The 20508-nt window shown below is 74.2% G+C and carries 21 protein-coding genes, 1 tRNA gene, 1 other RNA gene and 1 pseudogene; 14 read left to right on the plus strand and 10 right to left on the minus strand.

From position 1 onward, the window contains the following. Nucleotides 1-31: 31 nt before the first annotated feature. Both QYM41_RS01015 and QYM41_RS01020 read right to left on the minus strand, forming a co-directional pair. Nucleotides 32-514 carry a universal stress protein gene (locus tag QYM41_RS01015; protein ID WP_368797873.1) on the minus strand — a complete coding sequence of 161 codons (483 nt, stop codon included), beginning with the start codon at nt 512-514 and terminating at the stop codon, nt 32-34. Between the two features lie 67 nt (nt 515-581). Then, complete coding sequence (locus QYM41_RS01020; protein WP_368797874.1) at nt 582-1007, minus strand: Lrp/AsnC family transcriptional regulator; 426 nt, start codon at nt 1005-1007, stop codon at nt 582-584. A 162-nt stretch (nt 1008-1169) separates the two neighbouring features. Here QYM41_RS01020 and QYM41_RS01025 point away from each other — a divergent pair, with 162 nt between their 5' ends. Continuing rightward, nucleotides 1170-1361 (plus strand): hypothetical protein, encoded by a 192-nt coding sequence (locus QYM41_RS01025; RefSeq protein WP_368797875.1) that lies wholly within the window; start codon nt 1170-1172, stop codon nt 1359-1361. Nucleotides 1362-1571: 210 nt separating this feature from the next. Next, entirely contained in the window at nt 1572-3125 is a 1554-nt protein-coding gene (locus tag QYM41_RS01030) for an alanine/glycine:cation symporter family protein (RefSeq protein ID WP_368797876.1), read from the plus strand. 193 nt (nt 3126-3318) lie between these two features. Here QYM41_RS01030 and QYM41_RS01035 read toward each other — a convergent pair whose 3' ends face one another. Continuing rightward, nucleotides 3319-4041: a TVP38/TMEM64 family protein gene (locus QYM41_RS01035; protein WP_368797877.1), complete on the minus strand. Its 723-nt coding sequence runs from the start codon at nt 4039-4041 to the stop codon at nt 3319-3321. An 85-nt stretch (nt 4042-4126) separates the two neighbouring features. Between QYM41_RS01035 and QYM41_RS01040 the strand changes: the two genes are divergently transcribed. Next, nucleotides 4127-4927 (plus strand): MBL fold metallo-hydrolase, encoded by an 801-nt coding sequence (locus QYM41_RS01040; protein WP_368797878.1) that lies wholly within the window; start codon nt 4127-4129, stop codon nt 4925-4927. A 41-nt stretch (nt 4928-4968) separates the two neighbouring features. Here QYM41_RS01040 and QYM41_RS01045 read toward each other — a convergent pair whose 3' ends face one another. Next, nucleotides 4969-5682: a queuosine precursor transporter gene (locus QYM41_RS01045; RefSeq protein ID WP_368797879.1), complete on the minus strand. Its 714-nt coding sequence runs from the start codon at nt 5680-5682 to the stop codon at nt 4969-4971. Nucleotides 5683-5909: 227 nt separating this feature from the next. Between QYM41_RS01045 and QYM41_RS01050 the strand changes: the two genes are divergently transcribed. Together QYM41_RS01050 and QYM41_RS01055 are read left to right on the plus strand one after the other, a co-directional pair. Beyond that, nucleotides 5910-6764: a hydroxymethylpyrimidine/phosphomethylpyrimidine kinase gene (locus tag QYM41_RS01050; RefSeq protein ID WP_368797880.1), complete on the plus strand. Its 855-nt coding sequence runs from the start codon at nt 5910-5912 to the stop codon at nt 6762-6764. 248 nt (nt 6765-7012) lie between these two features. After that, the gene (locus QYM41_RS01055) at nt 7013-7681 is read left to right on the plus strand and encodes a TetR/AcrR family transcriptional regulator (protein ID WP_368797881.1); all 669 of its coding nucleotides are present in this window, start codon (nt 7013-7015) and stop codon (nt 7679-7681) included. 67 nt (nt 7682-7748) lie between these two features. Here QYM41_RS01055 and QYM41_RS01060 read toward each other — a convergent pair. Next, nucleotides 7749-8039: pseudogene (locus tag QYM41_RS01060) on the minus strand (type II toxin-antitoxin system VapB family antitoxin); the annotation flags it as partial. 81 nt (nt 8040-8120) lie between these two features. Continuing rightward, the gene (locus QYM41_RS01065; RefSeq protein WP_368797883.1) at nt 8121-9494 is read right to left on the minus strand and encodes an LGFP repeat-containing protein; all 1374 of its coding nucleotides are present in this window, start codon (nt 9492-9494) and stop codon (nt 8121-8123) included. Nucleotides 9495-9679: 185 nt separating this feature from the next. Here QYM41_RS01065 and QYM41_RS01070 point away from each other — a divergent pair, with 185 nt between their 5' ends. After that, complete coding sequence (locus tag QYM41_RS01070) at nt 9680-10381, plus strand: hypothetical protein (RefSeq protein ID WP_368797884.1); 702 nt, start codon at nt 9680-9682, stop codon at nt 10379-10381. Nucleotides 10382-10497: 116 nt separating this feature from the next. Here QYM41_RS01070 and QYM41_RS01075 read toward each other — a convergent pair. Further along, nucleotides 10498-10582 (minus strand) — tRNA-Ser (locus QYM41_RS01075). A gap of 134 nt (nt 10583-10716) precedes the next feature. Between QYM41_RS01075 and ffs the strand changes: the two genes are divergently transcribed. From ffs to QYM41_RS01105, 6 genes are all read left to right on the plus strand, one after another. Beyond that, nucleotides 10717-10813, plus strand: an RNA gene (ffs, locus tag QYM41_RS01080) — signal recognition particle sRNA small type. A 75-nt stretch (nt 10814-10888) separates the two neighbouring features. Further along, complete coding sequence (locus QYM41_RS01085; protein WP_368797885.1) at nt 10889-14095, plus strand: DNA polymerase III subunit gamma and tau; 3207 nt, start codon at nt 10889-10891, stop codon at nt 14093-14095. A 90-nt stretch (nt 14096-14185) separates the two neighbouring features. Beyond that, entirely contained in the window at nt 14186-14782 is a 597-nt protein-coding gene (gene recR, locus QYM41_RS01090; protein WP_298589693.1) for a recombination mediator RecR, read from the plus strand. 102 nt (nt 14783-14884) lie between these two features. Further along, complete coding sequence (locus tag QYM41_RS01095; RefSeq protein ID WP_368797886.1) at nt 14885-16171, plus strand: aspartate kinase; 1287 nt, start codon at nt 14885-14887, stop codon at nt 16169-16171. 43 nt (nt 16172-16214) lie between these two features. Beyond that, nucleotides 16215-17150 carry a 3-methyladenine DNA glycosylase gene (locus tag QYM41_RS01100; RefSeq protein ID WP_368797887.1) on the plus strand — a complete coding sequence of 312 codons (936 nt, stop codon included), beginning with the start codon at nt 16215-16217 and terminating at the stop codon, nt 17148-17150. Then, nucleotides 17147-17521: a Rieske 2Fe-2S domain-containing protein gene (locus QYM41_RS01105; protein WP_368797888.1), complete on the plus strand. Its 375-nt coding sequence runs from the start codon at nt 17147-17149 to the stop codon at nt 17519-17521. Before QYM41_RS01100 ends, QYM41_RS01105 begins: the two co-directional genes overlap by 4 nt. A 27-nt stretch (nt 17522-17548) precedes the next feature. Here QYM41_RS01105 and QYM41_RS01110 read toward each other — a convergent pair whose 3' ends face one another. The 3 genes from QYM41_RS01110 to QYM41_RS01125 all read right to left on the minus strand — a co-directional run bounded on the left by QYM41_RS01110 (nt 17549) and on the right by QYM41_RS01125 (nt 19255). Continuing rightward, nucleotides 17549-18028: an SRPBCC family protein gene (locus QYM41_RS01110; protein ID WP_368797889.1), complete on the minus strand. Its 480-nt coding sequence runs from the start codon at nt 18026-18028 to the stop codon at nt 17549-17551. Continuing rightward, complete coding sequence (locus QYM41_RS17930; RefSeq protein ID WP_438612530.1) at nt 18025-18630, minus strand: helix-turn-helix domain-containing protein; 606 nt, start codon at nt 18628-18630, stop codon at nt 18025-18027. The genes QYM41_RS01110 and QYM41_RS17930 overlap by 4 nt, the downstream gene beginning before the upstream one ends. Before the next feature lie 133 nt (nt 18631-18763). Continuing rightward, nucleotides 18764-19255: a hypothetical protein gene (locus QYM41_RS01125; protein WP_368797890.1), complete on the minus strand. Its 492-nt coding sequence runs from the start codon at nt 19253-19255 to the stop codon at nt 18764-18766. Nucleotides 19256-19443: 188 nt separating this feature from the next. Here QYM41_RS01125 and purS point away from each other — a divergent pair, with 188 nt between their 5' ends. Together purS and purQ are read left to right on the plus strand one after the other, a co-directional pair. After that, entirely contained in the window at nt 19444-19707 is a 264-nt protein-coding gene (purS, locus tag QYM41_RS01130; protein ID WP_031283211.1) for a phosphoribosylformylglycinamidine synthase subunit PurS, read from the plus strand. A gap of 2 nt (nt 19708-19709) precedes the next feature. Continuing rightward, the gene (gene purQ, locus QYM41_RS01135; protein ID WP_368797891.1) at nt 19710-20504 is read left to right on the plus strand and encodes a phosphoribosylformylglycinamidine synthase subunit PurQ; all 795 of its coding nucleotides are present in this window, start codon (nt 19710-19712) and stop codon (nt 20502-20504) included. The last annotated feature ends 4 nt before the right edge of the window (nt 20505-20508 follow it).

Below are 20508 nucleotides of genomic sequence, written 5' to 3' on the forward strand. Positions count from 1 at the left end.
CCGGCCCGATCCGGCCCGGAGGAGGACGTGCTCAGCTCGTCCGTCCGGACACGCCCGCCTGCTCCTGGTGCTCGGCGTCCGCCTCGTGGTCCGGGAGGACGAGCACCGGGCAGGGGGCGTGGGCCACGCAGGCGGAGCTCGTCGAGCCCATCAGCAGACCCTTGAACCCGCCGTGACCCCGGCGCCCCACCACGAGCAGCGTGGCCCCCTCGCAGTGGTGCATCAGCACCTTGGACGGGTGGCCGAACTCCACCACGGTGCTCAGGCCCGCCGGCACGTCCTCGCCGAAGGCCTCCTGGACCGCCCGATCCACCCGCTGGCGGGCCAGCTCGTCGAAGTGGTCGTCCTTGAAGTGGACGAAGTTCACGTACTCGGGCGGGTTCTCCCACGCCCCCACGACCTTGACGACCGCCCCGTACGCCGGCGCGAGGCGCGCGGCCCAGCGCAGCGCCGCCACGGACTGCGGGGACCCGTCGACCCCCACCACGATCACTGCGTCCGTCTGCTGATCCATGTCCCGGCCCTCGCTGTCCTGACGACGATGATGTGCGCCCAGTATCACAGAGCGACGCCCGGTGCGCTCACAGATGCGACAGGATGACCGAGCTCCTCGTGTGGTTGACCCCCTTCCACTCCCGGATCCGGACCATGACGTCCTCGAGGTGGGTGGTGTTCTCGGCGCGGATGAGGAAGATCCCGTCCGCCTCCCCGGTGACCGTGTACGCGGCGGTCACCTCGGGGATCTCCGCGGCCATCGTGCGCATCATCGACGGCGACAGGCCGCCGTCGCAGTGCAGCTCCACGAAGGCCTGGATGTGCCACCCCAGCACGGACGGATCGATCTCCGCCGTGAAGCCCTTGACGGCCCCGGACTGCTGCAGGACGTCGACCCGGCGCTTGACCGCGGGGGCCGACAGACCCACCTTGTGGCCGATGGCCGCGTAGCTCTCCCGACTGTCCTGCATCAGGCACGCAATGATTTGATGGTCAATATCGTCGAGACGCAACGATGTGCTCCTCTCGTGAGCGCAATCACATTGAAAGTCTCACTATCGGTCCGTTAGACTTTAGATGTCAACCGGGGCGCCGCCCCCTGCCGGAGGATCCGGCGGACCGGCCCCGGCCCCACAGATCTTCCCGCCACCGCGCACAGAAAGTTTGAGGTCCCCATGGCTCTCCTCTTCGTCTTCGGACTCCCCGCCCTGCTCTTCACCGCCATCGGCCGGGCCGCCGCCCCCGCCCGCACCGCCTCCGCCGGCAGCGTCCTGCGCCACGCCGGCAGCGACCTGGCGCGCGGCCTGCGCGTGTGCGCCATGACCTCCCCGCAGTTCCTGGCCGGCGGAGCCCGCGCCGGTCGCTGACCTCGCGGCGGGCGGCGCCGACGAAGATGCCGCCCGGCACCACCCGAGGCCCCGGCCCGCACGACGAGACGTCGCCGCGCGGACCGGGGCCTCGGCGTGTGAACATCTCGTTGCCGCGACAAGATCGCACTTTCGAGGACAGGCGTGTCTGTTGCCAACCGGCTGTGCACAGGGTGTAGTGGTGAGATGCAGATCACACAGGCGTTACCCATGACCAACGTCACCGCCGAGGTCGGGTGGCTCGCGGCGATCGACAACGCCATCAACAGTGCGTTCGCCCCGATCACCGAGGTCTTCTCGACCATCGTCTTCTACCCCATCACCATCGCGGGGGTCAGCTTCCCCTTCGTCGTCGCCTGGCTCATCGCCGCCGGTGTGATCTTCACGATCTACTTCGGCTTCATCCAGTTCCGGGGCCTGAAGGTCTCCGCGGACGTGGTGCGGGGCAAGTTCTCCTCGAAGGACGACCCGGGTGAGGTCCCCCACTTCCAGGCCCTCACCTCCGCCCTGTCCGGCACCGTGGGCCTGGGCAACATCGCCGGCGTGGGCGCCGCGATGGCCCTCGGCGGCCCCGGTGCGACGTTCTGGATGATCTGTGCCGGTCTGCTCGGCATGGCCACCAAGTTCGCCGAGTGCACCCTGGGCGTGAAGTACCGCGAGGTCCACGACGACGGCACCGTCAGCGGTGGCCCGTTCCGGTACCTGCCCATCGCCTTCGGCAAGTTCGGGCGCATCCCCGCCAAGATCCTCACCGGCGTCTTCGCCGTGGCGATCCTGTTCTTCGGCGCGGCCGGCGGCAACATGTTCCAGGCCAACCAGACCTTCGCCCAGGTGCAGAACGTGACCGGCGGCGCCGACGGCTTCCTCGGCAGCGCCGGTGCGGCCCTGATTTTCGGCATCGTCCTCGCGCTCCTCGTGGGCCTGGTCATCATCGGCGGCATCAAGTCGATCGGCGCCACCACCAGCCGGCTCGTGCCGGCCATGGGCGCCGTCTACGTCACCGCGTGCCTGATCGTCATCCTCGTCAACATCGGGCAGGTGCCCGCCGCCTTCGCCTCGATCATCGACGGCGCGTTCTCCCCGGAGGGCATGGCCGGCGGCATCCTGGGCGTCATGATCGTGGGCTTCCAGCGCGCCGCGTTCTCCAACGAGGCCGGCCTGGGCTCGGCCGCGATCGCCCACTCGGCCGTGAAGACCCGCCGTCCCGTGAGCGAGGGCTTCGTGGCCCTGTTCGAGCCGCTGGTCGACACGGTCCTGATCTGCACCATGACGGCCCTGGCCATCATCATCGCCGGCGCGCCGAGCCTGCAGGCCGGCATCGACCAGGTGCAGGCCGGCGAGGGCGCCCCCGACGGAGTGATCCTCACCTCGGACGCGTTCGCCACGGTCATCCCCTGGTTCCCGGTCGTGCTGGCCGTCGCGGTGGTGCTGTTCGCCTTCTCGACCCTGATCACGTGGTTCTACTACGGGCTCAAGGCCTGGGAGTACCTCTTCGGGCGCAGCCGGCTCAGTGACAACATCTTCCGCGGCATCTACCTGTTCTTCACCATCGCGGGATGCGTGCTGACCTTCAGCGAGGTCATCTCCTTCGCGGACGCGGCCCTGTTCGTCTGCGGCTTCGTGAACCTGCTGGGCGTCTACCTGCTGCTGCCCGTCATCAAGCGGGACATGAAGGAGTACCTGGCCGACCGCAAGAGCGGCACCCTCCACCTCCTCGGCAACGAGCCGTCGGACGGGTCCACTGCGGTCCGGCCGAAGGGCTAGACAGCAGGAGGCCGCACCCGGCGTCCGCACCCCGAGCGGTGACGCCCGGTCCTCGCCCCGAGGGCCGGGCGTCGCCGTGCCCGAGCCCCCACGGGACCGTCCTGCTCCTGCCCCGGGTGCTGCTCCTGCCCCGGGGCTGGGCCCTGCGCCTGCACCCTGGCCTGGGCCCTGGGCCCTGGGCCCGCTGGCGGGCCTACTCGGCGGTCCCGACGCCGTCGGCGTCCGGCGCGGGCTGGGGCTCGTGCCGGGACCGACGCCAGGCGAGCACCCCCACGACCACCACGACCGCCCAGGACGCGGCGACCACCGCCAGGGCGGGCCACGAGGGCCGGGACGTGAAGGCGCCCACCGCCGCGAAGCTCACCTGGCCCGGCATCCCGCCCAGCAGGGTGGCGCCGAGGTAGTCGCGCTGCGGGATGCGCACGAGACCGGCCCCGTAGCTCAGCGTCCAGTTCGGCACGACGGGCCGGAGCACGAGCACCGTGAGGAAGCCCTTGCCGACGAGCTTGCGCTCGACGGCCTCCACGCGGCCGCCCGCGAGCCGGTACAGGGCGTCGCGGCCGAGAAACCGGGCGAGCCAGTAGCCCAGCCACGCCCCGAGGGTGGTGGCCACGACACCCACCACGCTGCCCTGGGCCATGCCGAAGAGGAAGCCGCCGGACACGGCCATGATCGTCACGGGGACCGGCGTGGCCGCCACCAGGACGAACACCGCCGCGAAGACGAGGGGGCCCCACGCGCCGAATCCCTCGACCAGCGCCCGCACCTGCTCCACGGTCGGCAGCTCGTGGCCGATGAGGTACCAGACGGCCACGGCCAGCAGCGCCAGCAGCGCCCCGGCCTTGAGCACGGTGACCCAGGCCGGCCGCGTGGCGGGCTCGCGGTCCCCCGGCTGCGGCGCAGGTTCGGTGCTCACGTGCGCCACTGTACCGACCGCCGTCCCCGGGACCGAGGGCCGCCCGGCCGGCAGCCCCTCCCCCCGGCTCCGATAGTCTGCCCGCATGACCCAGGACCCCGGCACCCGCACCACCGCACTGACCCGGCGGCTGACCGCCCCCAATCCGGGGCCCATGACCCTGGACGGCACCAACTCCTGGCTGATCGGGGCGCCGGGGCAGCAGGACGTCGTCGTCGTGGACCCGGGACCGGCCCACCGCGGCCACCTCGCGGCCCTTGCCGCGGCGGGCCGGACCGTGCTCACCCTCGTGACGCACCGCCACGCCGACCACACCGAGGCCGTCGACGACTTCCACGAGCTCACCGGCGCCCCCGTGCGCGCCGTCCTCCCGGAGTTCTGCCGCGACGCCGCACCGCTGGCCGACCACGAGACCATCGAGGCCGCCGGGTGCCGGATCCGGGTGCTGCACACCCCCGGGCACACCTCCGACTCCGTGAGCTTCCACCTGCCCGACGACACCCCGGCCGCCGGCGGGGACGCCGCCCGCGGCACGGGCTCGGTGCTCACGGGCGACACGGTGCTGGGGCGGGGGACCACGATGCTCGACCACCCGGACGGGAGCCTGGGCGACTACCTGCGCTCGCTGCAGCGCCTGGCGGTGCTGGGCGACGCCCTGGTGCTCCCGGCGCACGGGGGCGTGCGGGAGGACGTCGAGGCGGTGTGCGAGGAGCTCCTCGAGCACCGCATGGATCGTCTCGCGGAGATCCGGGAGGCACTGCGCGCCCTGGGCCGCGCCGCGACCCTCGAGGCCATCACCGCCCGGATCTACCCCGACGTCCCCGCGCACGTGCTGCCCGCCGCCCGCAGCTCGGTGGGCGCGCAGCTGGCCTACCTCGGCTTCTGAGCCCGGATCGCCTGGGCCGGCCCGTCCTTCGGCGCCTGCCCTCAGCGCCGGGCCGCGAGGGGCTCCCCCGCGACGCCCGTGCCGCCGTAGGTCGGCTCCCTGCGCTTGAGCCAGCCGATCACGGCGTAGGTCACCGGCATGACGAGCACCTCCACGAGGACCTTGTACACGTAGCCCACCACCACGTAGTTGAGGAAGTCGGCCACCGTGGTGATGCCGATGACCGGGGCCGCCACCGTGCAGAAGACCACGGTGTCCACGAGCTCGCCCACCAGGGTGGAGCCGATCAGCCGGGCCCACAGGTGCCGCTCCCGGGTGCGGGCCTTGATCCGGACCATCACGAAGGCGTTGAGCAGCTGCCCCGCGAGGTAGCCCAGCAGGGAGCCCGCCACGATGAGCGGGACGGGGCCCAGGACGGCCTCGAAGGCCGCCTGGCCCTGGTAGAACTCCGCCGGCGGCAGGGCGATGACGAGCCAGAACACGACCGAGGCGAAGAGCCCCGCGGCGAAGGACGTGACGATGGCCCGGCGGGCCGGGCGGAAGCCGTAGACCTCCGCCACCACGTCGCCCAGGACGTAGGCGAGGGGGAAGAGGAAGAAGCCCCCGTCGGTGATGACGGGGCCGAACGCGACCCCCTTGGTCGCGGCCACGTTGGAGAGCACCAGGATCACGCAGTACGCGGCCACGACGAGGTCGAAGTACGTGCGGGGACGGCGGGCGAACCCGGCGGGGGCCGGGCCGGAGGAGGAGGACACGGTCGGTCGCCAATCTGTCGGGACGCGGCGCACGGCCCGCTCGGGGCGGGCGCCGTCGTCCGAACGGTGAGGTGTGCTGGACGGACGCGGGGCGCCCGCCTGCCACCCGGGTGCCCTGTCCCCGCCGCCGCGGCCCCGCGCGGGGACAGCGTGCCGGCCGGAGACCGTCGGCCAGTCTAGCGCCCGCGGTTGGCCCCGGCCCCGGCCGGGAGCGCACAATGGCTCCCATGACCGACACCAGCACCGCCCCCGCCCCCGCCGCCGACCACGCCGCCCAGCCGTCCGTCGCCCTGACGATCGCCGGCTCCGAGGCCACCGGTGGTGCCGGTGCGCAGGCGGACCTCAAGACCTTCCAGGAGCTCGGGGTCTTCGGCTCCCTCGCGCTGACCTGCATCGTGTCCTTCGACCCCGCCGCGGACTGGGGCCACCGCCTGTTCCCCGTGCCGCAGGACGTCCTGCGCGAGCAGCTCGAGGCCATCACCGCGGCCCACGAGCTGGACGCCGTCAAGATCGGCATGCTCGGCAGCCCCGAGACCATCGCCACCACCGCCGAGGTGCTCGCCGCCCTGGCGCCGCGCCACCTCGTGCTGGACCCCGTGCTGATCTGCAAGGGCCAGGAGCCCGGGGCGGCCCTGGACACGGACGAGGCGCTGAAGGCGGAGATCCTGCCGCTGGCCACGTTCGTGACCCCGAACCACTTCGAGTCCCTCTCCCTGTCCGGCATGGAGGAGATCAGCACGGTGGAGCACCTGGAGGAGGCCGCGCGGCGGATCCACGAGAGGTCCGGCGCCGTGGTCCTCGCCAAGGGCGGGGTGCGCCTGTCCGGCCCCGACGCCGTGGACGTCTTCTACGACGGCACCACCCTCGAGGTGCTCTCCGAGCCCAAGGTGGGCGAGGTCCCGGTGGCCGGCGCGGGCTGCACGCTCGCGGCGGCGGTGGCCGCGGAACTGGCGAAGGGGGCCGAGCCCCTGGAGGCGGCCCGCACCGCGAAGGCCTTCGTCTCCGCCGGGATCCGGCAGCGCATCACCTCGCGCGCGCCGTTCGACTCCCTCTGGCAGGGCGGCTCGGCCGCCGAGCGCTGAGCAGGGCGGGCCCGGCCGCCGCTCCGCCCCCAGCCGACCCGCGGCGCCGCTCCCGGGGCGCCGATCCCGGGGCGTGGCTCCCGGGGCGTGGGAGCCGCGCCCCGCTGAGGGTTTCCTGGACGTTTCCCCAGATCTTCTGAGCGGATGGGCCGCATTCCCGGAAACGGTGGTGTCATAGTCAGACATACCGTCACCATGGACCAGTACAGTGTGCACAATTTGGTGACACGCACAGATAAGGTGTCATCATGCCTCGTATTTCGGCGGCCACCAATGCCGCGCAGCGGGAGAACACCAAACGGGCGATCCTCGACTCCTTCGGGCAGCTGCTCTACCAGCAGGGCCTCACCGGTCTGACCATGACCCACGTGGCCAAGAACGCCGCCGTGGGCCGCACCGCGGTCTACAACTACTTCGCGGACATGGGCGAGCTGCTCGTGGCCTACGCCCTGGACGAGACCGAGCGGTTCATGACCGACCTGCGCCGCGACCTGGAGGGCGTGGCCAACCCGGTGGACCGGCTCGCCGTCTACATCCGGGCCCAGATCGAGGACCTCACCCGGCGCCACCTGCCCCCGGGCCCCACCATGCGCACCGTGCTCTCCCCGGAGGACTACCAGAAGCTGGGCGAGCACGTGGGCGAGCTGCAGGGGCTGCTGGCCGCGATCCTGCGGGACGCGATCGGCCAGGCCTACCTGCCGGAGGGCGACATCTCGGAGCTCGCCGCCCTGGTGCACGGCTCCCTGACCGCCGCGGCCGACCGCGGCCAGAACTCCGACCAGGACCGGGCGGCGCAGGAGCGGCACATCCGCTCGACCGTCCGGTTCATCCAGCAGGGCCTGGGGGCCCAGTTCGACGCCGATGGCCACCCGGTGCCGATCACCCCCGAGCGGCCTCCGCTCAGCGCGGCCTCCTGAGCCCGTCCTGCCCGGTCCCGGCGCGCCCGTCCCGCCCGGTCCCGGCGCGTCCGCCCGGCCCGGGGCCGAGTTCCAGCACGCGGGCGTGCATCACAGTGCGGTGGTGCAGCGCCGTGCGCAGCGCCCGGTGCAGCCCGTCCTCCAGGTAGAGCCGGCCCTCCCACCGGACCACGTGGGGGAAGAGGTCGCCGTAGAACGTGGAGTCCGCGTCCAGCAGGGTGGACAGGTCCAGGGTCGTCTTGGTGGTGATCAGCTGGTCCAGGCGCACCTGGCGCGGCGGGATGCCGGACCAGTCGGTCGGCGTCACGAGACCGTGGTCCGGATACGGGCGGGAGTCGCCCACGGCCTGGAAGATCATGCGCCCATCCTAGGGGCGGGCCCTCCGGCGCCCCCGGTCCCCGCGCGGCGCGCTCGCGGGGACCGGGGTGCGTTCCGGCGGTCAGGAGCGGGTCACGGTGACGGCCCGGGTGGTGGCGTTCCACTCGATCCGGCCCCCGGCGTAGTCCTGGGCCATGCCGCGCGGGGTGCTGTACTCGTCGGTGGTCGGGTAGCCGAGGCCGCGCTCGTGGCCGAGCGCCGCCCACTTGCGGCCGATGGCCCCGTACTCCTTGATCGCGTGCGAGCCGGTGCGGGAGGACCAGATGATCTTGGTCCGCTTCCCGGACGCGTCGAAGACCTGGTAGGCACCGCCGTCGGCGAGTCGCTTCTCGGAGGTCAGCGGCGGGCCGTAGCTGCCCGCGTAGCCACCGGCGGCGAACTTCCGGCCGATGGACCCGCCGTAGTCGACCACGCGGGTCCCGGTGGCCCTGGACCAGTAGAGGGCCTTGTCCCGGCCGTCGGCGCCCTCGAAGCGCTGGTAGACGGAGCCGTGCCCGGAGGGGTACTCCGCGCTGACGGGCGTGGCCCATGCCGTGCCGCCCAGCGCGGCCCACGTGCGCCCGATCGCACCGGTGAGCTGGTAGCCGCCGACCACGTCGGTGCCGGTCGGCGCGGCGGTCCCGGGCGCCGGGGCCGCGCCCGGGACCGAGTGGAGCCGGTCGAGGTCGTCGCCGACCAGGTCGGCGAGGTCGTAGGCGGTGTGGTGCAGGCCGGGCAGCACCACACGGTCCGCCTTCGCGAAACCGGCCTTCTGGTACGCCGCCGCGCCCTTGCCGGCCGCGTCCAGCGCGGACCAGGTGGACGGCTGCGTGGCGCCGTAGCTGTCGAGGGAGCCCACGTACCAGGTGGGGTCCGTGGCCCGGAGCGCGGCGTCGGGGGTGCTCTCGAGCCGGCCGTTGTACACGCCGCCGCCGCCGATGAGGGTCGAGCCGCCGCCGCGGATCCAGCCGGCGCGGTCGGAGAGCACCTCCGTGGAGATGAACTCGGCGCCGCCGGAGTACCCGGCCAGGTGGATCCGGGTGGTGTCGGCACGCTGCTCGGCGACGACCCGGGCCGCCAGGGCGCGGAACCAGTCGCCGACCGCCTCGCTGTTCGAGGTCCAGGAGCGGTTGACGGGGGCGACCGGCACCACGAGGACCATGTTCCTGGCCGCGGCCCGCGCGGCCATGGTCCGGAGCATGGACGTGGTGGGACGCTGGGCGTAGTACTGCCCGTCGCCGTCGAAGTAGAAGACCACACCGACGGCCTTGGACCGGTCCACGCCGTCGTCGTAGACGTGGTACTGCGAGGAGACGCCGGCGGCGGTGTGGACCGTACCGGTGCTCGAGGCGTGGGCCGGGGTGCCGACGCCGAGCGTCGCGCCGGCAACCATCGCGCCGACCAGGAGTGCCGCCGGGAGGACGGACGAGGACATGGTGAAGGAAGGCAGCTTCAAGGGGACCTCTTGGGGGGATAGAGGACGGGGGGGGGGGGAGCACAGCCGGGGGGACAGCTGCGGGTGCGGCGGAACAGCCCGTTCCGTCACATGAGCAGGGTATTGCATTAGTGAACGCCTGCGAGGGAACGACGTCACGTTACGATGTGGTCCTGTTCCGCCCTCATCCCCCCGGAGAGACCCCCATGACCCTTCGCCCGCTGGCGCTGGCCGCCCTCCTCGTCCTCGCCCCCGGAGCGGCCCACGCCGCCGAGACCCCGGTGCCCTCCGCGCCGTCCGACGGGTCCGCCGCCGAGGCCACGGCGCCCGCGCCGTCGGACGGCGGGCCCCCGGCCGACCCTGCCGCGCCGGCACCCGGGACCGGCCCCGCCGACGTCCCCACGGCCGCGCCCGGGCCCGGCGGGACCGCCGAGCCCGGCACCGGCGGCACCGCGCCGGACGACGGCGCCGCCCCGGTGCCCGAGGAGCACGCGGCGGCGGACGAGAGCCGCACCGTGCAGTCCGGGACCGAAGAGGAGCGCACCGGAGGAACCCCGGCCGAGCCGGCGACCGCGACCCCGGCGGAACGGGCCGCGGACCCGGCGGACCTGCCCGCCCTGGAGCACGCCTCGCTCGTGACGCCCGGCACGTCCGCGGTCCACCGGCCGGGCGCCGGGGCGCTGCTGCAGCAGGAGCCCACGGCCGGGGGCCGACTCCTGCCCGCCCGGCAGCCGGTGAGCCCCGGCACGCTCACGCGCATCTCCCTGGGCACCGTGACCCGGGTCCCGGCGCAGGACCCGCCCCGGGACCCCTCCGCCACCGGGTGGATCGCGGCCCTCGGGGCGGTGGGGTTCGTGGGAGCCGTCGTCGTGGCCCGCCGGTCCCCGGGGCGCCGCGCCCGATCCTGAGGGCCCGCCCCGGGGCACTCCCCCGGGGCGGCCGATGCAGAGCGCTCGGCGGCAGGGCCGGCACGAGAAAGAGCCCCGCACCGGGAGGATCTCCCGGTGCGGGGCTCTTGCTTCTGCGGAGGATGGGGGATTTGAACCCCCGAGGGCGTGAACCCAACACGCGTTCCAGGCGTGCGCCATAGGCCGCTAGGCGAATCCTCCAGGCGTGCACGTCCCGCCGGCCTGACGGCGCCGGAACATGCGGGGTCCAGCATAGCCGAACCTCCGGGCAATGCCGAATCCACGGGTCCGCCCTCCGGGTTTCGACCCGCCCCGCAGCATCCGCTAGACTCTCCGACAGCCCCTCGCGTGGCGTCATCCTGTTGAACTCCCCCAGGACCGGAAGGTAGCAAGGGTAAATGGGCTCTGGCGGGTGCGCGAGGGGTCTTCTCGTCCCCGCGGCGGCCCGCGTCCCCAGCGCCGATCCGCCCGGCCCGCCTGTCGGATTCCGTCGCTAAGGTGTCATCTGTGACTACCGCCCTGTACCGCCGCTACCGCCCGGAGACCTTCGAGGACGTCATCGGTCAGGAGCACGTGACCGAGCCGCTGATGACGGCGCTGCGCAAGGACAGGGTCAGCCACGCCTACCTCTTCTCCGGCCCCCGCGGGTGCGGCAAGACCACCTCCGCCCGCATCCTGGCCCGCTGCCTCAACTGTGCGGAGGGTCCCACCGCCACTCCGTGCGGGCGCTGCGACAGCTGCCGCGACCTCGCCCGCGACGGCGCGGGCTCCCTCGACGTCATCGAGATGGACGCCGCCAGCCACGGCGGCGTGGACCATGCCCGTGACCTCCGTGAGCGCGCCACGTTCGCGCCCATCCGGGACCGGTACAAGATCTTCATCATCGACGAGGCGCACATGGTCACGCGCGAGGGCTTCAACGCCCTGCTCAAGATCGTCGAGGAGCCGCCGGAGCACATCAAGTTCATCTTCGCGACCACCGAGCCGAGCAAGGTGCTCACGACCATCCGGTCCCGCACCCACCACTACCCCTTCCGGCTGGTCCCCACCGAACCGCTCATGTACTACCTCGAGCAGCTCTGCGCCCAGGAGCACGTGCAGGTGGCCCCGGGGGTGCTCTCCCTGGTGGTGCGCGCCGGCGCCGGCTCCGTCCGCGACACGCTCTCCGTGCTCGACCAGCTCATGGCCGGCTCCGACGAGCAGGGCATCGGCTACGACCTCGCGGTGGCCCTGCTCGGCTACACGCACGGCGCCCTGCTCGACGACGTGGTCGACGCCTTCGCGTCCGGGGACGGCGCCACGGTCTTCCGCGCGGTGGACCGCGTGGTCCAGACGGGACAGGACCCCCGCCGCTTCGTGGAGGACCTGCTGGAGCGGTTCCGGGACCTGATCATCGTCAACGCCGTCCCCGAGTCGGCGGGCAACATCCTGCACGGCATGCCCCAGGACCAGATCGCCCGGCTGCGCAACCAGGCGTCCCAGCTCGGCGCGGCGGAGCTCTCCCGCGCCGCGGACATCACGAACACCGCCCTCACCGAGATGACGGGGGCCACCTCCCCCCAGCTGCACCTCGAGCTGCTGTGCGCACGCATCCTGCTCCCCTCCTCGGAGGACACCACGCGCGGCGTCACGGCCCGCGTGGACCGGCTGGAGCGGCGCCTGAGCATCGGCCGGGGCGCGGCCCCGGCCGCCGGGCAGGACGAGTCCGCCGCGGCCCCGGCGGTCTCCGCGGACACCGCCCCGGAGACCGCCGGGGCCGCTGCCGGTGCGGCCCCCGCGGACCGCGGCGCCCGGCGGACCGCACCCGTCCCCGCGACGCCGCGGGAGGGCACCGCGGAGCACGACACGGCGGTGCCCGGCACCACGACGCCCGGAGCGGACGCCCAGCGCCCGGAGCCGGAGGCGGCCGCCGCCGGTCGGGCCGCCGCATCCGCTGCGCCCCGGCCCAGCGGGGAGCAGCGGCCGGCCGCCGGGCGGGAGCAGCCCCCCGGGCCGCAGCAGTCCCCCCGCCCGGAGCAGTCCGCCGGGCCGGACCGCTCCGGTACCGCGGAGCAGGCCCCGGCCGAGGGCACGCCCCGGACCGGCGAGCCGGGCGGCACCGAGATCGACCTGCTGCGGGCCTCCTGGCCGGAGATCGTCAATGCGCTCGCGGACATCCGCCGGGTCGCCTGGTTCACGGTCCAGCGCGGCACTCCGCAGTCCTTCGACGGCAAGGTGCTGCGCATCATGTTCGACGCCGAGGGCGACCTCATGAACTTCCCGCGCTTCGAGGACGACCTGCGCCAGGCCGTGCAGCAGATCCTGGGCATCGACTGCCGCGCGGAGGCCGTTCCGCCGGGCGGTGGTGGGCACGGCCGGGGCGGTGGCGGCGGAGGAACGCCGCGCGGCCCGGAGCCGTCGGCGCCCTCGACCGGGCACCGGGGCGGAGGCCGTCCCGGCGGCGACAGGGAGCCCGCCGAGCAGCGCGTCCCCGCCGAGCGCCCCGCGGACGGCCGTTCCCAGCGGGCCGCGGAGCGGCGGCCGGCCCCGCAGGACCGATCCGGGGGACCGCTCGGCCACGCGGCGCAGCCGGCCCCGCCCCGGGCGTCGGTCCCGGCAGGGACCTCGGGCGCGGCAGGGACCTCGGGCGCGACGGAGACCTCGGGCACGGCCGTGGCACCGGCGGCGCCGCAGCCGGCCTCGGGCGACCGGCAGGACCCGTGGGACGCCCACGGGATGCCCGCCACGGACACGCCCCCGGAGTGGACCGATCCAGCCTGGGCCGAGGAGCCCGTGCACAGCTGGTCCGTGGCCGCCATCCCCCAGGGCGGCACCGCCGGCGAGGCGGCGGCGCAGCCCGCGGTCCGGCCGCAGAGCCCCGAGCACCCCGCCGGTCCGCGCCCGGCCGGTCCGCGGCCCGCCGACGACCGGCCCGCCTCCGAGCCGGACCGCCAGGCCGGTCCGCCGGACGATGCGCCGGCCGATCCGCCGGCCTCCCCGCAGCGCGGGTCCCGCCCCGGCCACGAGACCACCGGCAACCCGTCCGGGGCGCGGGCCGACGGCTCCCCCGGCCGGGGACACCGGGACGTCCCTCCGCCGGACGACGACGTGCCCCCGCCCGAGGAGCCCCCGTACCCGGACGAGCCGCCCTATCCCGACGACCCGGACGCGGCACCCCCCGAGCAGTGGCGGCCCGCCGCCCCCGCGCAGCAGGCACCGGCGGCCCGGACCCCCGCCCCGCACCGGCCCACGCCGCAGCACCCGGCACCGCGGAACCCCGCGGACGGCGACGGACACCGGCCCGGCGCCGCCTCCGCAGGCGCCGCCTCCGCAGGCGCCGCCTCCGCAGGCGGTGCCGCCCCGGGCGCCGCGCCGCCGAGGGAGCAGCCCGCGCCCCGCCCGGACGGGGCACCGGCCTCGCCGGAGGCCACGGGGACCCCGGGGACAGCCACGGCCGCGCCGCGGCGGACCCCTCCCGCGGCCCCGCCGGCCGATGCCCCCGGGAGCGCACGGCTGAGCTTCCGCGAGCGCCACGCCGCCGCCATCGCCGCGGGACGGAAGACCCCCGGCCCCGCCGCGGCACCGCAGGACGGCGGCGTAGACTGGGACGACTCCTTCGTGCCCAGCTCGGACGACGAGGCGCTCGAGGACTCCACCCTCTACGGCCGCGCCGCGATCGAGCGGATCCTCGGGGGCATGCTGATCGAGGAGCGGGACCTCCACACCGGGGAGTGACCCGGGGCGCCCCACGCACCGGCACCCCGGTGACGTCGTGGCCGAGGACGAACAGCGGGCCGCGCACCGGCCCGGGAATCGAGGAACACCGTGTACGAAGGCGCCGTTCAGGATCTGATCGACGAGCTGGGCCGGCTGCCCGGCGTCGGGCCCAAGTCCGCGCAGCGGATCGCGTTCCACCTCCTCGACGCGGACAAGGAGGAGGTCCGGCGTCTCGCCGACGCCATGACGGCCGTCAAGGACAAGGTGAAGTTCTGCCGCATCTGCGGCAACGTCTCCGAGCTCGACGAGTGCGCCATCTGCCGCGACGCCCGCCGGGACGACAGCGTCATCTGCGTGGTCGAGGAGTCGAAGGACGTCATGGCCATCGAACGCACCCGCAGCTTCCGCGGCCGCTACCACGTGCTCGGCGGGGCGATCAGCCCCATCCAGGGCATCGGCCCCGACCAGCTGCGCATCCGGGAGCTCATGACCCGGCTCTCCGGCGACACGGTGCAGGAGGTCGTGCTGGCGACCGACCCCAACCTGGAGGGCGAGGCCACCGCCACCTACCTCTCCCGCATGCTCAAGACCCTCGGGATCCGCGTGACCCGTCTGGCCTCCGGGCTGCCCGTGGGCGGGGACCTCGAGTACGCCGACGAGGTGACCCTCGGCCGGGCGTTCGAGGGCCGGACGGTCGTCGCCTGAGCACACCGCGATAGGATGTCCCGGTGCCCTGCCGCGGGGAGCGGGCGCACGGACCGGGCCGGCCGTCGGAGCCGGGCCCCCTCGAGCACAGGAGTTGAACCCATGAGCCTGATCGTGCAGAAGTTCGGTGGATCCTCCGTCGCGGACGCCGACGGCATCCGCCGCGTTGCACGGCGGATCGTCGAGACGCGCACCCGGGGCCACGACGTCGTCGTCGTCGTCTCCGCCATGGGCGACACCACGGACGAGCTCCTCGACCTCGCCCACGAGGTCACCCGCAAGCCCCCGGCCCGGGAGCTCGACATGCTGCTCACCGCCGGCGAGCGCATCTCGATGGCGCTGCTGGCCATGGCCGTGTCCGGCATGGGCGCTCCCGCCCAGTCCTTCACCGGCTCGCAGGCCGGGATGGTCACGGACGGCGCCCACGGCGCGGCCCTGCTCGTGGAGGTGAACCCGCAGCGCGTGCGCGAGTCCCTGGACCAGGGCAACATCGCGATCATCGCCGGTTTCCAGGGCGTGCACCGCACCACGAAGGACATCACCACCCTGGGCCGGGGCGGCTCGGACACCACCGCCGTGGCCCTGGCCGCAGCCCTGGACGCCGACGTCTGCGAGATCTACTCCGACGTCGACGGCGTGTTCACCGCAGACCCCCGCATCGCGCCCAAGGCGCGCAAGCTGGACGTGGTCAGCAGCGAGGAGATGCTCGAGCTCGCCGCCAACGGCGCGAAGATCCTGCACCTGCGCTGCGTCGAGTACGCCCGCCGCTTCGGCGTGAAGCTGCACGTCCGCTCGTCCTTCACCCACAACGAGGGCACCTGGGTCATCCCGGGCCCCGAAGACGCCGCCACTTCCCCGAAGGAGATCCCGTTGGAACAGCCGCTGATCGCCGGCATCGCCCACGACCGCACCCAGGCCAAGGTCACCGTGGTCGGGGTCCCGGACAAGCCCGGCATCGCCGCCCGGATCTTCCGCCTGCTCGCCGAGGCGAAGGTCAACGTGGACATGATCGTGCAGAACATCTCGACCGGGGACGACCCCCTGACGGACCTCTCCTTCACGGTGGACGAGTCCCAGGGGGACCTGGCGATGAGCCTGCTGCGCGCCGCCGAGGAGAAGATCGGCTACGCGGGCCTGGAGTACGACGACCAGGTCGGCAAGCTCTCCCTCGTGGGCGCCGGGATGAAGTCCAACCCCGGGGTGACGTTCACGTTCTTCGAGGCGCTGGCCGCCGCGAACATCAACATCGACATGATCTCCACCTCCGAGGTGCGGATCTCCGTGGTCACGGCCGCCGAGCGGCTCGACGAGGCCGTGCGGGTGGTGCACAGCGCGTTCGGCCTGGACTCCGACGAGGAGGCCACGGTCTACGCGGGAACCGGCCGCTGATCCGCGTGCCCCGCAGCACCGGACCGCTCACGGGGCGGACCCCGTGAGCCGCCCCGTGGCCGTCCTGGCCCGCGAGGACTGGGAGGCGCGGGCGCACGCCCACGAGCGGCGCGCCGCGCGCTACGCCGACCCCTTCGTGGCCCGCCGCCACCGCGGGCAGAAGCACCCGGTCGAGGACTTCCTGTTCACCTACTACACGCTCACCCCCGGGCAGCTGAAGCGCTGGCACCCCGGGGCGGGCACGGTGCTGCTGGACGCCGCCGGGCGGGCCGGGGAGAAGTTCTACCGCCCGCTCACCGGCCCCGAGCTCGCCGACCTGGGGCTGTCCCCCCGGGACGGGGCCGTGGCCGTCGACGACGACGCCTTCCGCGCCCGGCGTGCCCCCGCGATCGACTTCGCCCGGGCCGTGCTGGGCGCGCACGCGGCGAACCCCGGCTTCTTCGGCTGCTTCGGTCTCCACGAGTGGGCCATGGCCTACCGCTCGGAGGACAACGATCTCCGCCACGAGCAGCTGGAGCTGCGGCTCGGGGCCGCGGGCACGGACGCCGTGGTGGAGTCCGCCAGGATCCGGTGCACCCACTTCGACGCGTTCCGGTTCTTCCAGCCCCAGGCCGTGCCGCTCAACGAGCTGCGGCCCACCCGGGAGTCCCAGCGCAGGATGGAGCAGCCGGGCTGCCTGCACGCCACCATGGACCTCTACAAGTGGGCGTACAAGCTGGTCCCCGCGGTGCCCTCGGAGCTGCTGCTGGACTGCTTCGAGCTGGCGTGGGACGTGCGGGCCACGGACATGCAGGCCGCGCCCTACGACCTGGCCGGGTGGGGCTACGACCCCGTGCGGATCGAGACCCCGGAGGGCAAGGCCGAGTACGTGCGCCGGCAGCGGGACTTCGCCCGCCGGGCGGAACCGCTGCGCGCCCGGCTGGCCGCGGCGCTCGAGGTCCTGGACCCGGCCCGCGCGACCGACGGCGCCGCGGCGTGAGCGGCCCCGGGGAGCCCACCGGCGGCTGGGAGCGGATCGTGGCGGCCTCCGCCGTGCCGGCGCCGCTGGACTTCGTGACGGCCGCCTCCGGCGCGGGCCCGGTGCTCGTCACCCGGGACGCCGAGGGCGCCCTGCACGTGCTGCGCAACACCTGCCCGCACCAGCAGGCCACGGTGTGCCGGGAGGCCGCCGGGCGCGCCGGGACGTTCGAGTGCCCCAACCACTTCTGGGTCTTCGCCCCCGACGGGCGCTTCGTGGGGTCCCGGCTGGCCCTGGCCGCGGGCCGGGAGGCCCCGCCGGACCCGGCCAAGGACCTCCCGGCCGCGGCGGTCGACGTGGTCGACGGCTGGGTCGTGGCGCGCTTCGTCTGAGCCGCCCCGGCCGCGCGCTCCCCCGGTTCAGGTGCCGCGGTGCGGCCCGCCCTCCAGCACCGTCCGCAGAGCCCGCAGATCCTCGCGATTGGCCCGGCGGATCTGCGCCGCGAGCACGCGCGCGCCGAACCGGGCGAACCCGGCCGGTTCACCGCTGTTGCGCAGGGTCATCCTCGTGCCGCCCGGCACGGGCTCCCACGTGTAGACGGTCTGCATGGGGAACGGCCCCTGCGCCGTCCGCATGACCAGCCGCTCCCCCGGGACGAACTCCACGACCTCGTACTCGTACTCGAGCCGCCGGCCGAGGAAGTGGGCCACGAAGGCCGCTCTCGTCCCCGGCCGCAGCCCGGGACCGGTCCTCAGCTCGACGGAGTCGATGTTCCGGTACCAGTGCGGGGCCCGGGCCGGGTCCGCGGCGTAGGCGGACACCACGTCGACGGGCCGGGCGACGACCACCTCGGTCAGGACGTCCACCCGCCCGCGGCGGGACCGGCCGTGGCCGCTCACGGCTGCTCCGGCGCGGGAGCGTCGTCGTCGCGGCCCCGGGCGGCGAGCCACGCCTCGACGTCCGCGCGCCGGATCCGCCGGTGGCTGCCCCGGTACTGCACGGGGAGGACGCCCTCCGTGGTGAGGTTGCGCAGATACGTGGCCGAGATCCCGGCGAGCGCGGCCGCCTGTGAGGTGGTGAGCAGGTCCTCCGGGGCGGCCCCGTTCTCGCCCTGCCGGGCGAGCCACGCCTCGACGTCCGCGCGCCGGACCCGGCGGTGGCTGCCCCGGTACTGCACGGGGAGGACGCCCTCCGTGGTGAGGTTGCGCAGATACGTGGCCGAGATCCCGGCGAGCGCGGCCGCCTGTGAGGTGGTGAGCAGCTCCTCGGCGCCGCTCGCCGGCCGCGCCGCGGGGGCCGCCGGGGCGGAGCGCACCGTGACGGTCTCTCCGCGGGTCAGCCGCGCCAGGAGATCCAGGACGGCGTCGCGCGCGCCCTCCGGCAGGCGCAGGGAGGTGCCGTCCACGAAGACCGTCACGTCCCGGGCGCCCAGGGCCTCCGCCAGCCGCTCGGCCTCGGGGCCGCTGAGTCCGGGGGTGGTCGCCGGTGGGTGCTGGGTCATGGGCCCATTCTCCCACCCCGTCCCGCGCCACGGACCGCCGGGCACACCGGGCGGGCCCGGGAGGGGGTGTGCAGGCACTGCTCTCGGGCCCACCCGGTGAGCTCGGCGGGAGCGGGGGCAGGGGCCACAGGGGTCAGGGGGCGGCGCGGGTCCAGCGGAGGACGGCCAGCCAGAGCAGCACCCCGGCGAGGCCCATCGTCCCGGGGACGAGGACGGGGGACGGCCCGACCGCCCCGCTGGTCGCCGCCCACAGCTGGGCCGCGCCCGACATCGACTCCCACACCTCGGCGTAGCGGGGGTCCACCGGCCCGGCCCGCAGGTTCGCCAGGACGTGCTCGTAGACGCCGTAGGCGCTGCCCAGCACCGAGACCACCGCGGTGACCCGCACGGCGCGGGCCGTCCCCGCGGTGCGCCGCGCCAGCCACGCCACGGCTCCGGCCAGCAGCACGGCCAGCACCGCCCAGGGGACCAGCTGGGCGGGTCCCTGCCAGTGCCGCAGCATCGCCAGCTCGGTCAGTGCGCCGAGGACCGTGCCGATCCCCAGCAGGGTCAGGACCCGGCGGTAGACCGAGACCAGGCGTGCGTCGTCGGTGCGGGCCCCTGCGGTCTGCGGTGCGGTGCTCATGGCACCACGGTCTACCGGACACGCCTTGGAGAATCCCGGGGGTCCACGCCCCGGGTGGCCTGCCGGCGGTGACCCCTACCACACCGCGGCGTCCCGGTCCCGCGCGGCGCGACCGCCGTGCCCGAACCGATAGAATGGCTGACGTTCGCCGGATCCCGGCCCGCTGCTCGACCCTCAGGAGTTCCCCGATGGCCCGCATTGTTGTCGACGTCATGCCCAAGCCCGAGATCCTTGACCCGCAGGGCAAGGCGATCGCCAACGAACTGCCCCGCATCGGCCTGGACGGCTTCGCCGGTGTCCGGCAGGGCAAGCGCTTCGAGCTGACCGTCGACGGCGAGGCCACCGAGGACGCGCTGGCCCAGGCCCGGGAGGCCGCCGAGAAGCTGCTCTCCAACCCCGTCATCGAGGACGTCGTGCGCGTGGCCGTGCTCGACGAGACCGAGGAGAACTGAGCATGGCCGGTCTCGAGACCCCCCTCGTCGCGGACCTCTCCGGTCCGGCGCCGGACGCCGCGCTCGCCGGGGCCCGCGTCGGCGTGGTGACCTTCCCGGGCACCCTCGACGACCGCGACGCCGCCCGCGCCGTGACGCTGGCCGGCGGCACCCCCGTCCCCCTCTGGTACGCCGACGAGGACCTGCAGGGCGTCGACGCCGTGATCCTGCCCGGCGGCTTCTCCTACGGCGACTACCTGCGCGCCGGCGCCATCGCCCGGTTCGCCCCGCTCATGGACCGCATCATCGCGGGCGCGAACGCCGCGGGCACCTCGGGTTCCGCCCCGCTGCCGGTCCTCGGGATCTGCAACGGCTTCCAGATGCTCACCGAGGCGCACCTGCTGCCGGGCTCGATGATCAAGAACGAGCACCTGAAGTTCCTCTGCCGGGACCAGCGCCTGCGCGTGGAGAACACCGCGACCGTGTGGACCACCGAGTTCGAGCAGGGCCAGGAGATCGTGGTCCCGCTCAAGAACCAGGACGGCCAGTACGTGGCGGACGAGCCGACCCTCGACGCCCTCGAGGCCGAGGGCCGCGTGGTGTTCCGCTACGTGGGGGGCAACCCCAACGGCTCCCGGCGGGACATCGCCGGGATCTGCAACGCCGGCGGCAACGTGGTGGGCCTCATGCCGCACCCCGAGCACGCCGTGGAGCCGGGCTTCGGCGCGGACTCCTCGGCCTCCGGCGAGGTCGGCATGCGCGACGGCACGGACGGGCTGGGCCTGTTCGTCTCCGCCCTCAAGGCACTGGTCAAGTAAGGGA

Origin of the sequence: Kocuria oxytropis, from assembly GCF_040981195.1 — a bacterium.
In the GTDB taxonomy this organism is placed as follows: domain Bacteria; phylum Actinomycetota; class Actinomycetes; order Actinomycetales; family Micrococcaceae; genus Kocuria; species Kocuria oxytropis.

What these genes read in the sequence shown, in the direction of transcription:
- QYM41_RS01015 (WP_368797873.1), bottom strand. Translation starts at nt 514, where the DNA reads ATGGATCAGCAGACGGACGCAGTGATCGTGGTGGGGGTCGACGGGTCC.
- QYM41_RS01025 (WP_368797875.1), top strand. Translation starts at nt 1,170, where the DNA reads ATGGCTCTCCTCTTCGTCTTCGGACTCCCCGCCCTGCTCTTCACCGCC.
- QYM41_RS01030 (WP_368797876.1), top strand. Translation starts at nt 1,572, where the DNA reads ATGACCAACGTCACCGCCGAGGTCGGGTGGCTCGCGGCGATCGACAAC.
- QYM41_RS01040 (WP_368797878.1), top strand. Translation starts at nt 4,127, where the DNA reads ATGACCCAGGACCCCGGCACCCGCACCACCGCACTGACCCGGCGGCTG.
- QYM41_RS01050 (WP_368797880.1), top strand. Translation starts at nt 5,910, where the DNA reads ATGACCGACACCAGCACCGCCCCCGCCCCCGCCGCCGACCACGCCGCC.
- QYM41_RS01055 (WP_368797881.1), top strand. Translation starts at nt 7,013, where the DNA reads ATGCCTCGTATTTCGGCGGCCACCAATGCCGCGCAGCGGGAGAACACC.
- QYM41_RS01070 (WP_368797884.1), top strand. Translation starts at nt 9,680, where the DNA reads ATGACCCTTCGCCCGCTGGCGCTGGCCGCCCTCCTCGTCCTCGCCCCC.
- QYM41_RS01095 (WP_368797886.1), top strand. Translation starts at nt 14,885, where the DNA reads ATGAGCCTGATCGTGCAGAAGTTCGGTGGATCCTCCGTCGCGGACGCC.
- QYM41_RS17930 (WP_438612530.1), bottom strand. Translation starts at nt 18,630, where the DNA reads ATGACCCAGCACCCACCGGCGACCACCCCCGGACTCAGCGGCCCCGAG.
- QYM41_RS01125 (WP_368797890.1), bottom strand. Translation starts at nt 19,255, where the DNA reads ATGAGCACCGCACCGCAGACCGCAGGGGCCCGCACCGACGACGCACGC.
- purS (WP_031283211.1), top strand. Translation starts at nt 19,444, where the DNA reads ATGGCCCGCATTGTTGTCGACGTCATGCCCAAGCCCGAGATCCTTGAC.
- purQ (WP_368797891.1), top strand. Translation starts at nt 19,710, where the DNA reads ATGGCCGGTCTCGAGACCCCCCTCGTCGCGGACCTCTCCGGTCCGGCG.